The following is an 11,696-nucleotide window of genomic DNA, read 5'->3' on the forward strand; positions in this document are numbered from 1 at the left end:
TTCTTCTGTTAATACGCATTTATAAGAAATCATTTCTTCTACGGACATTGGCTTTTTCTCTCACGAACCTCAACCATTTGTCGTATAGCTTCTTCTACAGCGGCATTTAAGCTCTTGCCATGCTCAATTGCGTATATCGCAATCGCTCTATGAAGATCTGAGCTGATCCGTACATTGAAGGTTCCTTTGTATGGCTGTTCCGGCTGAGCGGCACGCTCTTCGCAGTCCTTCAGATATTCATCCAGCACCTTATGGAAATCCGCCTCCAATTCCCGGATGGAATCGCCCGCATAGGTAAGATGTGACCTCAGGCCGACTACCTTTCCATTCAGGCAGTTGTCTTCCTTTGAATATTCAACCGTGCCATTATAATTTTTATATGATAATAAATTACTCACTTCATTTTATCCTTTATCAATTTCACTATATCTGGTATGCGTCTTCTCTTTTACCTATCACATATTTTCAGCACTACCACGTCTAGCCATCCCATATTATACTGTAATCTCTCTAAGCATGCAACTAATTTTAGTTGCCGGTATAAAACATTTAAAGATTCCTGCACATAAAATATACATGTTCAAGTCTTTTACATTATGGTAAGTACTTATCTCTATGAAAAACCCCTTGTCTTATATCCAATGCTAAAATCCTTCCCTTCCTATTATTTCATCAACACTTACTTTAAAAATCTCGGCCATCCTTATCAATTCAAAAATGTCAGGTATCCGTTTTCCTACTTCGTAGTTTGACAGTGCTTGCCGCGTTATGTTGAGCTGATCAGCAAGATCTTTTTGAAGAAGCCCGTTTTTCTTTCTTAACACTCTAATGTTATCTCCTATTTTGTTATCCAGCATTATGCTTACCTCATCCTTCGTAAATTAATATGTCAAATAATATCACGGTATTAATTTATATAAAATAGGATGAATCTATTTGTTTCATTAATGAAAAATATGTTAAATTAGCGTAAGTAGGATCAGACGCGGAAACGTGTACTTCATAACTTCTTAACAGAAAATGAGTACTGAAACAATCATCCAAATAACTTAGATAACTAATTCAGTACCCATTAACGTTTGAAAAATCTTGATTACACCTCTGGTTACACTTCACAAAACAATATAACGGAAGCCCCTTTCTACGGTGTTTTGTTATGCGGATAGTGGGACTTGAACCCACACGAAGTCACCCCCGCAAGATTTTGAGTCTTGTGCGTCTGCCAATTCCGCCATATCCGCTCACCGGTCTGGAATGCCTGTCTGCTTTCCAAACCGAATTTTATATTATCATAATCCCAGCTATTTTGCAATAGTTTTTATTTATTTCCCGATCATTTTCCGATCAGTTTTTTTCCAATGTCAAAACAGTCAAAAGTAGCAAAATAATCTGCCGGTGTCTCAGCACGGCGGATCAACCGGGCAGTGCCGTCTTCCTTCAGAAGGATCTCCGCTGACCTTAACTTCCCGTTGTAATTATACCCCATAGAAAATCCATGCGCCCCTGTATCGTGTATCACCAGATAGTCTCCCATCTCGATCTCCGGAAGCATTCTGTCAATGGCAAACTTATCGTTGTTTTCGCAGAGCGAGCCCGCCACATCATACTTGTGGTCGCACGGACAGTCTTCTTTCCCCATAACCGTAATATGGTGATAGGCTCCGTACATTGCCGGACGCATAAGGTTTACCGCACATGCATCCACGCCGATGTACTCCTTGTGGGTATGCTTTTCATGGATTGCCTTTGTCACAAGACAGCCGTAAGGTCCCATCATATAACGGCCCAGCTCGGTATAAATGGCCACATCGCCCATGCCCGCAGGAACAAGTACTTCCTCGTATACCCTGCGCACGCCGTCCCCGATCATACGGATATCATTCGGCTCCTGGTCTGGTTTGTAAGGAATCCCAATTCCTCCGGAGAGATTGATAAATCTGATATGCACGCCGGTCTCCTTCTGCAGCCGCACGGCCTGTTCAAAAAGCACCTTCGCCAGCATCGGATAATATTCGTTAGTAACCGTATTGCTCGCCAGAAATGCATGAATCCCAAACTCTTTTGCTCCTTTTTCTTTCAGGATCCGAAAGGCCTCGGACATCTGGGGCGTTGTCATGCCATATTTAGAATCCCCCGGATTGTCCATAATATCATTGCTGATCTTGAACAGGCCGCCCGGATTATAACGGCAGCTGATCACCTCGGGAATATGCCCGATCGTCTGCTCCAGAAACTCAATATGTGTAATATCGTCCAAATTGATAATTGCCCCCAGTTTATCCGCCAGAATAAACTCTTCCGCCGGAGTATCGTTGGAGGAGAACATAATATCCTCCCCGCGGATCCCGACAGCATCAGAGAGCATCAGTTCCGTATAGGAGGAACAGTCGCATCCGCAGCCGTATTCTTTCAATATATCAATGAGAAACGGATTCGGCGTCGCCTTAACCGCAAAATATTCCTTAAATCCCGGATTCCAAGAAAAAGCCTCCTTCAAGGCCTTCACATTCTCCCGTATCCCCTTCTCATCATAAAGGTGAAAAGGTGTAGGAAATTCTTTCACAATCTCATCCAGCTGTGCTTTCGTTACAAATGGTTCTTTTTTCATCTCTGATTCTCTCCTTTACGCATCTCAATTAATTTTATCTCATTGGCCAAAGCCGTCTTGAAAACCATTACAAAATTGTTCTGTCCCGAATACAGGCAGGTATTCAGACTCCCCGCCCCATATTCCCCTGACAATACATACTTCGAATCCGTGATCAGCCCGATCTGCCATCCCTTATCTCCGGTAACATAAACCGTAGCCCCATCCAGGAAATACTCCCCGTCCGTAATAACCACCACTTTCTTCCCCGCAGCCGCCAGCCGCTTCGTCTCCCCTTCAAACTTCCGCAGAATCTGCACCGAACAGGAAATATAAACCCGTTCCCGCACACCCATCAAAAGATTCCGTATCTTATCCTCAATATTCCCTTCCCCTTCAATAGTAATATACCCTTCTTCCTCCACATGTTCAACAGGAAGATTCTTCACCATCCAATCCTCTTCCGCCTTCATCCTGCGGATACAATTCTCACAAAACTCCTCCAAGGCAACCGGAACATACCGCTTCGCAGACTCTTCCACCAAATAAGCCGCCCCCTTCTCCACAAGGCCGGCCAGCGAACTATAAGCATTAGACCGCGAAATTCCAGCCTCCTTCGCCACCTCATACCCCGTCTGCTTCCCCTTAACCAAAAGCGTCCAGTAAACAAGAGCCTCCTGTCTGGTAACCCCAAAATGCATCAAATACTCAAGAAATCTCGCATCCCCCATCCCATCACTTCCAATCTCTCCCTGCCCTAAATCAAAGCATTTTTAATAGTAGTACTTTATAGGAACACTATACTCCACTCCCCCGCCCCCTGTCAACCCCAAACCACCAGAATACAAACATTTATAAAATAGTCAATCACTGCCCCCAATAAATCGCCCCTCCTAGTGTATCGAATAATAATTAACTTACTGTTAAACTGACCTTATTTTTCACTGTACCAGCACTGCATTGCGTAAATTCTCCCCCCTGCCATAAGTACCCCAGAAAAATTTGAACCGCGAAGCCAGTTCAAATTCGCCGCCCCCGCCAGGATCCCCCGTGGAGACGGTTCTTACTGCCGATTTGATGCACGCAGCCCGCCGCAAGCGTGACAGCTGGGACTGCCGGGGAAGTCTCCGGTGGTTTTGAAGGCATCATAGTGCGCGTTACGAGCCCTTACAGGAAAAAAGGAGAATTTTATGGATGATATTTGATTTACCAAATCAAATATCAAGCCGGCCTGAGCCGTGTAATCATCAGATTACACGGTGAATGCCGGTGTGCCATAAAATTCTCCTTTTTTCCTGTTAGGGCTCGTTCGCAAACGGCCAGCCATCAAAACCACCGGAGACTTCCCCGGCAGTCCCAGCCTGTCACGCTTGCGGCGGGCGTACTCTCATCGCCCCACATCCGTCCCCAAAATCCTACTCGATCGTAGCAATCCTCATCATGTTGCTAACCCCGCTTTTTTCTTTCTTCACACTAGGGGAAGGTATCCCCGCCGTCAGCACGACGACATCGCCCACTTCAATATACTGTTTCACAAGCGCCAGCTCGATAGCCCCGTCGCAGATATCCTCCGTGGTATCGAATTCCAAAGACTTCAGCGGCCTTACGCCCCAATAGATCGACATCCTCCGCAGAGTCCTCTCATTCGGAGTCACACCCAGTATCTCCTGCCTGGGTTTTAGATTGGAAACCACCCTTGCCGTAGCGCCGGACACGGAGGGCGTAATAATACATTTCGCATTCAGGTTCGCCGCCGCCAGCACGGAAGAATATCCGATCGCACTTGATACGCCGCTGCGAAGATGATCCCCTGCCTTTTCCAGCATGGTTTCATAATCCAGGTGCTGCTCCGTATTCTCGATAATATGCACCATCATCTGCAGGGCCTCCACCGGATATTTGCCCTGTGCGGTCTCTCCTGAAAGCATGACAGCATCTGTACCGTCATAGACTGCATTTGCCACATCTGTAACCTCGGCCCTTGTAGGACGCGGATTGCGGATCATGGAGTCCAGCATCTGGGTTGCGGTAATAACGGTCTTGAAATTATTGTTGCACTTCTGGATCATCATCTTCTGCAGATACGGAACTTCCTCTGCGGGAATCTCCACGCCCAAGTCTCCGCGGGCTACCATAATCCCGTCCGCAGCGCGTATGATCTCATCGATATTCTGAATCCCCTCTGCATTCTCTATCTTGGCAATGATCGGAATAAACGAAGCATTCAGTTCCTTCAAAAAGGATCTGATCTCCAGCACGCATTCTGCATTTCTGACAAAGGATGCGGCAATAAAGTCTACATCCTGTTCGACCCCGAATTTGATATCTTCTTTATCCTTATCTGTGATTGCCGGAAGCCTTACCGGTACATTCGGTACATTCACGCCTTTGCGTTCTCCCAGCTCCCCTCCGTTGATCACGGTGCAGATGATATCCCGCTCTGTCTTGCTCACAACCTCCAGCCCAATCAGGCCGTCATCAATCAGTATAATTTTACCTTTATCCACGTCTTCCACAAGCCCCGTGTAGGTGATGGATACTCTCTTATTGCTGCCCTCTATCTCATCAATCGTCAAAGTAAAAGTGCTTCCGGTTTCAAGCTGCACCTTTTTCCCGTCTTTCAGCACTCCGGTACGTATCTCAGGTCCTTTTGTGTCCAGGAGGATCGCCGTATTTGCACGTTCCTCCTCGCGCAGCTGTTTAAGCATGTCCATTCTGCATTTATGCTCTGCATGGTCACCATGTGAAAAATTAAATCTGGCAACATCCATACCGTTTTTGATCAGCGTCCGCATCAGTTCTCTGTCATTCGTATTAGGCCCCATTGTACATACTACTTTTGTTTTCTTCATTTTATGTCTCCTTCTTGATATATCACTCAAATCAGTCCATACCGCTTACTGTACATGCTGGTGTGTAAACAAATGATCCTGGCAGTATTCATAATTCCCCTTGCATTTTGAACAAAACCTGAACTCCAGGGTCGGATCATCCAGCTCTGTACGGCCGCAAACCGCACATCTGTGACGTGCGCCGTTGGGGTATGTCATATGGGGGCGGGACTGTTTTTTGAAGTCTGCTTTTCTTTTCTTCTCCTTTGGAGTATATGGCTTCACATTCCTGCTGGACAGGAAGAACACCACAAAATTTAAAAGGGATGCAATGATTACAATCCGTGTCGCAATATTGCCCTTCACCAGAGAATACAGGATAATCGCCCCATAAACATAGGCCATCCACTTCATCTTAATGGGAAGAATAAAATACAGGAGCAGCTCCATATTCGGATAGCTGACTGCAAATGCCAGGAAAATTGACATATTAATATAATATGTGCTGAAGGCTCCGCCCATGCCTACCATGCCGCCTGTGATCAGATACAGCACAAATGCCCCGATTACGGTAAAGAGAATGCCTGAAAAAATGTATACATTATACCGGAACGCTCCCCATGCACGCTCCAGCGCAGTTCCAAGAGAATAGTACAGCAGCGCCATAATAACGAGTGTAAATATGCTGCCGCTGGGCGCTATCAAGACCCAGGAAATCAGTCTCCATACCTGCCCCTGCAGGATCATTCCCGGCTCCAGTGTCAGCATGTACTGCAGGTTTGGCACAAACATCCTGATACCATACCCAATCACATAACCGCCGATCAGGTACATCGTCAGGTTGTGTATGGCATAACGTCCGAACTTTCTTTCTAACTTATTTAACCAATTCAATGATCATCTACTCCTTATAATTTTTTTACTGTTACATGAAGTAATTGTACAGTCCTGCCGAGTGTTTGTCAAACATATGTTAGCTTTTTTAACGTTAGGAATTTGTTAAATATTATAAACTTTGTCCGAATATTCCAGCAGCCCGCTTAATAATAACAATTGTCTTTTTTTCGATCATGTCGTATAATGTAAATTGTTGTAAAAACATAAATCACATTAAATAAGAAGTAACTGACATATAATGCTTCAAAGGATGAGGGAAATACTATGAATATAAACGATTTACATACTTTGGGAATTGATATTGGCTCCACTACGGTTAAGATTGCAATCCTGAACAGTGACAATGAAGTGCTTTTTTCCGATTATGAGCGGCATTACGCAAATATACAGGAGACGCTTTCCGACCTGCTGGGAAGAGCCATTTACAAACTGGGGCCCATCCGTGTCTCACCGGTTATCACCGGTTCCGGCGGCCTGACGCTGGCCAAACATTTGGCAGTTCCTTTTGTCCAGGAGGTAATCGCGGTCTCTACCGCTCTGCAGGATTATGCTCCACAGACGGATGTTGCCATCGAACTGGGCGGCGAGGATGCCAAGATTATTTATTTTGAAGGCGGCAGTGTGGAACAGCGTATGAACGGCGTATGCGCCGGGGGTACGGGTTCCTTTATCGACCAGATGGCTTCTCTTTTACAGACCGATGCCGCCGGCTTAAATGATTACGCCAAGAATTATAAGGCTCTGTACTCGATTGCCGCACGCTGCGGCGTATTTGCAAAATCGGATATCCAGCCCCTGATTAATGAGGGCGCAGCCAAGGAAGACCTGGCGGCCTCTATTTTCCAGGCGGTGGTAAACCAGACAATCAGCGGACTTGCATGCGGGAAGCCAATCCGGGGACATGTCGCGTTTCTGGGCGGCCCGCTGCATTTTCTCTCGGAGCTGCGAACCGCTTTTGTACGTACTCTGAAGCTGGACGATGAGCATACGATTGCCCCGGGACACTCCCATCTGTTTGCGGCCATCGGCTCCGCGCTCAGTTCTAAGAAAGATGTCAATGTAGCGCTCCGTGAACTCCAGGAGCGCCTTGCCGGCAAGATCAAGATGGAATTTGAAGTAGACCGGATGGAACCGCTCTTCGCCACAACGGCGGAATACGACGCTTTTATCGAACGCCATGCAAAACACGAGGTGCCCGTCAAAGATCTTGCCTCCTACCAGGGAAAGGCCTTTCTCGGAATCGACGCGGGATCCACAACGACTAAGGCTGCCCTGGTCGGGGAGGATGGAACTCTTCTGTACTCATTTTATAACAATAACGAAGGGGATCCGCTCGGAACCACAATCCGCGCCATCAAGGATATCTACAGCCAGCTGCCGGAGGATGTGGAGATTGTACATTCCTGTTCCACCGGATACGGCGAAGCTCTGATCAAGGCCGCTCTTCTTCTGGACGAAGGGGAGGTGGAGACCGTATCACACTATTATGCTGCCTCTTTCTTTGAACCGGATGTGGACTGCATCCTGGACATCGGCGGACAGGATATGAAGTGCATCAAGATCAAGAACCAGACCGTAGACAGTGTACAGCTCAACGAAGCCTGCTCTTCCGGCTGCGGCTCCTTTATCGAAACCTTTGCAAAATCCCTGAATTATTCTGTGGAGGATTTTGCACAGGAAGCTTTGTATGCCAAAAATCCCATCGACCTCGGCACACGCTGCACCGTTTTCATGAATTCCAAAGTAAAACAGGCGCAGAAGGAAGGGGCCGAGGTAGCCGATATTTCCGCAGGTCTTGCCTATTCTGTCATCAAAAATGCACTATTTAAGGTAATTAAGGTTTCCGATGCCTCTGAGCTTGGAAACCATATTGTGGTGCAGGGAGGAACTTTCTATAACAATGCCGTGCTGCGGAGCTTTGAAAAGATCGCAGACTGTGAAGCAATCCGCCCGGATATCGCAGGTATCATGGGGGCTTTCGGGGCCGCCCTGATCGCCAGGGAACGCTATGTGGAGTGTGAAGGTACTACCATGCTCCCAATCGATGAGATCGAGGCCCTGGAGTATACCACTACCATGACCAAGTGCAAGGGCTGCACGAATAACTGCCGCCTGACCATTAACCATTTCAGCGGAAACCGCAGATTTATCACAGGAAACCGCTGTGAAAAGGGACTCGGAAGAGAAAAGTCTGTCAATAAACTGCCGAACCTGTTTGACTACAAGAGCGAACGTTATTTCGGCTATACGCCGCTGGAAGATACAGAGGCAAAGCGCGGCGCCATCGGAATTCCCCGGGTGCTCAATATGTATGAGAATTACCCGTTCTGGTTTACCTTCTTTACCAGACTGGGATTCCGGGTTGTTCTCTCCCCCGCTTCAACGCGGAAGATTTATGAGCTCGGAATCGAATCCATTCCGAGTGAATCCGAATGCTACCCGGCCAAGCTGGCCCATGGCCATATCCAGTGGCTGATTGACCAGGGAGTGCGGCATATCTTCTACCCTTCCGTTCCCTATGAGAGGAATGAATTTGAAGATGCGAACAATCATTATAACTGCCCGATCGTAACCTCTTATCCTGAAAACATCAAGAACAATATGGATGCGATTGTTGACGGGGAAGTGGATTTTATCCACCCGTTCCTCTCCTTCCAGAGCGAGGAGACATTACATAGCAGGCTGACAGAAGAGCTTTCCGGCAAGTTCTCCATCCCGGAGGGTGAGATCCGCACCGCCGTTCACGAAGCCTGGACGGAGATGACCTCCTGCCGCGAGGATATGAAGCGAAAAGGGGAAGAGACCATCCGCTTCCTGGATGAGACGGGAAACCGGGGAATCGTACTTGCGGGCCGTCCTTATCACATTGACCCGGAAGTAAACCACGGGCTGCCGGAGCTGATCAATTCCTATAACATAGCCGTTCTCACCGAGGACTCTGTCTCCCATCTCCAGCAGGTGGAAAGACCGCTCAACGTCATGGATCAGTGGATGTATCACTCACGGCTCTATGCCGCCGCCAATTATGTGAAAACGAAAGAGAATCTGGACCTGATCCAGCTGAATTCCTTCGGATGCGGGCTGGATGCGGTTACAACCGATCAGGTTGCCGAGATCCTGACCCGTTCGGATAAAATATATACCTCCCTGAAGATAGACGAGGTCAACAACCTGGGAGCCGCCAGAATCCGCGTGCGTTCACTGCTTGCGGCGATCCGTGTAAGGGAGCAGCGCAAAACAAAACGGGAAATTCATCCTGCATCCATTGAAAAAGTGCCGTTTACAAAGGAAATGAGAAAGACACACACCATTCTCTGCCCCCAGATGTCACCGATGCATTTTGATCTGCTGGAACCTGCATTCCAGGCATCCGGTTACAAGGTGGAGGTACTGCCCAATGACAATAAACAGGCAGTAGATGTGGGGCTCAAATATGTAAACAATGACGCCTGCTACCCCTCTCTGATGGTTGTAGGGCAGATTATGGAAGCCATTTTATCCGGAAAATACGATACAGACCACCTGGCAGTCATCATCAGCCAGACCGGAGGCGGGTGCCGCGCATCCAACTATATCGGCTTCATCCGGCGCGCACTGAAAAAGGCGGGATATGCGCATATCCCTGTTATTTCCATCAATCTGAGCGGCCTGGAGGGGAACCCCGGCTTCAAGATTACCCCGGCGCTTGCCCTGCGCGGCGTGTATGCGGCTACTTTGGGCGACATTTTCATGAAGTGTGTCTACCGGATGCGTCCCTACGAAAAGGTGCCCGGTACCACGAACGCCGTACATCAGAAATGGCTGAAGGTATGTAAAGAGTTTGTATCCAGCGGCTACCCTTCCAGGCGCAGATTCAAAAAACTCTGCCGGGAAATTATCCATGATTTTGATACGATCGAGACCCTGGATATCAAAAAGCCCCGTGTCGGCGTCGTGGGCGAGATCTTAGTAAAGTTCCTGCCGGCTGCCAATAATCATCTTGTGGACCTTCTGGAAAGCGAAGGTGCAGAGGCCGTCGTACCGGATCTGCTGGACTTTTTACTGTATTGCTTCTATAACCAAAATTTCAAGGTTTCGCACCTGGGCTTTAAGAAATCCAAGGCTACCGTGGGTAATCTGGGTATCAAGGCTGTAGAATGGTTCCGCTCACCGGCAACTAATGCGTTCCGGGACAGCCGCCATTTCGATCCGCCAGCGCATATCGAGGATCTGGCCAGAATGGCATCCGACATCGTTTCCATCGGAAACCAAACCGGTGAGGGATGGTTCCTGACCGGGGAGATGCTGGAACTGATCCACAGCGGCGCAGGCAATATCGTGTGTACACAGCCGTTCGCCTGCCTCCCGAATCACGTGGTCGGAAAGGGTGTCATCAAGGAGCTGCGCCGCCTGTATCCGCAGTCCAATGTGGTTGCAATCGATTTTGACCCGGGCGCCAGTGAAGTGAATCAGCTGAACCGGATTAAACTCATGCTCTCCACGGCCAATAAAAATATGGAAGCGGAGGCCGAAGAAAAGCAGGAGGCTCCGAGTAAGGAAGCGGCAAAGCCTGTCGGCGCCGCTGCTATGAGCGGGATCTAACAGATTTCCCTTCCGAGGCAGACCGTGCCTGACGGGTGCACTTTCGGGCAGCCCCTTTATAAATGAAGGGGCTGCCCATTTTATTTTTTGCACAGACAAAAAACACCATCCTCGTAAACAGGCTGTATTACGGCCTATACGAAGGAGGTGTCTTTTTTGTATTTTACAGTAACTGTTGAGCACTAAGTGTCCGTATTTTGGCCACTTATGTGTGTATATAAATATAGTTGGCAAGGTCTTTTCGCGCCTTACTTCTTTATAAAGATTATTGCCTGTTTCCACTGCCTTCTCTTCTCTGCAAATATAAAATTCCTCCGATCAGCCCGAAAATGATTCCTGCATATGCTCCAGCACATACGATATCCACCAGTACCAGGACAATACTTTTCTGCATCAGGGCTGACGCAGCAAGGCCGAGCAGGATCGTTCCCGCAGTCCAGCAGATAATATTTGCCGCAAGATAAAGCCCCGCCGCAGATTCTTCGTCCGCATACCTTTCAATCAGAGTCCATAATCCTTTGTACATATATATCCCTCACAATCTGAAACAAATGTATTTTCTGTTGTCTCTATTGTAAGGAATTCCTGTAAAATTTATGCTTCTCCAAATGATAAATTTCTGTAAAATCCATCCACAATTTTTAATGATTTCGTCTAATTAAAAATTAAATTTTCTCGCGCACCCGCATGTCAAGGCCACGATAAATATCAATTCAAGCAATAGTTACTATTCACAGTCGATTTAGCGTTCATTCTTTAGGAAGCTCGTAACAGAGCTTCTTTTTCTTTGCCATAATGCA

The 11,696-nt window shown here is 47.6% G+C and carries 8 protein-coding genes and 1 tRNA gene; 1 reads left to right on the plus strand and 8 read right to left on the minus strand.

Annotated elements, in window-relative coordinates:
* Nucleotides 1–38 precede the first annotated feature (38 nt).
* From GKG43_RS23745 to GKG43_RS17955, 7 genes are all read right to left on the minus strand, one after another.
* Nucleotides 39–398 (minus strand): type II toxin-antitoxin system HicB family antitoxin, encoded by a 360-nt coding sequence (locus GKG43_RS23745; protein ID WP_050642523.1) that lies wholly within the window; start codon nt 396–398, stop codon nt 39–41.
* 246 nt (nt 399–644) lie between these two features.
* Nucleotides 645–857: a helix-turn-helix transcriptional regulator gene (locus GKG43_RS17930; RefSeq protein ID WP_050642524.1), complete on the minus strand. Its 213-nt coding sequence runs from the start codon at nt 855–857 to the stop codon at nt 645–647.
* A gap of 300 nt (nt 858–1,157) precedes the next feature.
* Nucleotides 1,158–1,241, minus strand: a tRNA-Leu gene (locus GKG43_RS17935).
* Nucleotides 1,242–1,333: 92 nt separating this feature from the next.
* The gene (locus GKG43_RS17940; protein WP_050642525.1) at nt 1,334–2,608 is read right to left on the minus strand and encodes a diaminopimelate decarboxylase; all 1,275 of its coding nucleotides are present in this window, start codon (nt 2,606–2,608) and stop codon (nt 1,334–1,336) included.
* Nucleotides 2,605–3,318 carry a TrmB family transcriptional regulator gene (locus tag GKG43_RS17945; RefSeq protein WP_050642526.1) on the minus strand — a complete coding sequence of 238 codons (714 nt, stop codon included), beginning with the start codon at nt 3,316–3,318 and terminating at the stop codon, nt 2,605–2,607. Before GKG43_RS17945 ends, GKG43_RS17940 begins: the two co-directional genes overlap by 4 nt.
* Nucleotides 3,319–4,002: 684 nt before the next feature.
* Nucleotides 4,003–5,439: a pyruvate kinase gene (gene pyk, locus GKG43_RS17950; protein WP_129879556.1), complete on the minus strand. Its 1,437-nt coding sequence runs from the start codon at nt 5,437–5,439 to the stop codon at nt 4,003–4,005.
* Nucleotides 5,440–5,484: 45 nt separating this feature from the next.
* Nucleotides 5,485–6,312 (minus strand): rhomboid family intramembrane serine protease, encoded by an 828-nt coding sequence (locus tag GKG43_RS17955; RefSeq protein ID WP_050642528.1) that lies wholly within the window; start codon nt 6,310–6,312, stop codon nt 5,485–5,487.
* 267 nt (nt 6,313–6,579) lie between these two features.
* On the opposite strand from GKG43_RS17955, the gene GKG43_RS17960 reads away from it, so the two are divergent.
* On the plus strand, nt 6,580–10,896 hold the full coding sequence (locus GKG43_RS17960; RefSeq protein ID WP_055155183.1) for a 2-hydroxyacyl-CoA dehydratase: 4,317 nt from the start codon (nt 6,580–6,582) through the stop codon (nt 10,894–10,896).
* A 265-nt stretch (nt 10,897–11,161) separates the two neighbouring features.
* On the opposite strand, the gene GKG43_RS17965 is transcribed toward GKG43_RS17960, so the two are convergent.
* A complete protein-coding gene (locus GKG43_RS17965) occupies nt 11,162–11,422 on the minus strand; it encodes a hypothetical protein (RefSeq protein ID WP_050642530.1) in 261 nt (86 codons plus the stop codon).
* Nucleotides 11,423–11,696: the final 274 nt, after the last annotated feature.

Origin of the sequence: Eubacterium sp. BIOML-A2 (assembly GCF_009680135.1) — a bacterium.
Taxonomy (GTDB): Bacteria; Bacillota; Clostridia; order Lachnospirales; family Lachnospiraceae; genus Faecalicatena; species Faecalicatena contortus_B.